The organism is Streptomyces thermovulgaris (genome assembly GCF_002155915.1).
GTDB lineage: Bacteria > Actinomycetota > Actinomycetes > Streptomycetales > Streptomycetaceae > Streptomyces > Streptomyces thermovulgaris.
This window is the reverse complement of record NZ_MUME01000543.1, coordinates 262-812: the sequence shown is the minus strand read 5'-3', so window position 1 is coordinate 812 and position 551 is coordinate 262. Positions and strand designations below refer to the sequence as shown.

The following is a 551-nucleotide window of genomic DNA, read 5'->3' as shown; positions in this document are numbered from 1 at the left end:
CCCCCGCACGGACTCTGATCCCCCCCGCACGGACATCGGTCGGGCTCCGATCCTCCCTCCCCCCTCGCACCGACATTCCGCCACAGCACTGCTGGAGAGAGACGGAAGGCAGAGATGAACGCCCAAGCCAACGAGGAGCGACTGCGGCGCGCCATGGCCGCCGTCCTGCAGCTTCAGCAGCGCAACGCAGAACTGGAGAAGCGGCAGACCGAACCCGTCGCGATCGTCTCGATGGCCTGCCGGCTGCCGGGCGGCGTCGACACCCCGGAGAAGTACTGGGACCTGCTGGCCCGCGGCGCGGACGCCATCGGCCCCTTCCCCGACCGGTGGAACGACCTCGACCTGTACGACCCCGACCCGGGCGCCGCCGGCAAGAGCTACGCCCGTGAGGGCGGCTTCCTCACCGGCCTGGAGCACTTCGACGCGGACTTCTTCGGCATCACCCCCCGCGAGGCGCTGTCCATGGACCCGCAGCAGCGGCTCGTCCTGGAGACCGCCTGGGAGGCACTGGAGCGCGCCGCGATCCCGCCCGGCTCCCTCGGCGGCAGCCG

The 551-nt window shown here is 71.9% G+C and carries 1 protein-coding gene; it reads left to right on the top strand.

Translation table 11 applies throughout. The features are described 5' to 3' along the window. Positions 1-114: 114 nt before the first annotated feature. The coding region (locus tag CCN35_RS29870) for a beta-ketoacyl [acyl carrier protein] synthase domain-containing protein (RefSeq protein ID WP_281254834.1) at positions 115-551 on the top strand (437 nt) is incomplete at its 3' end.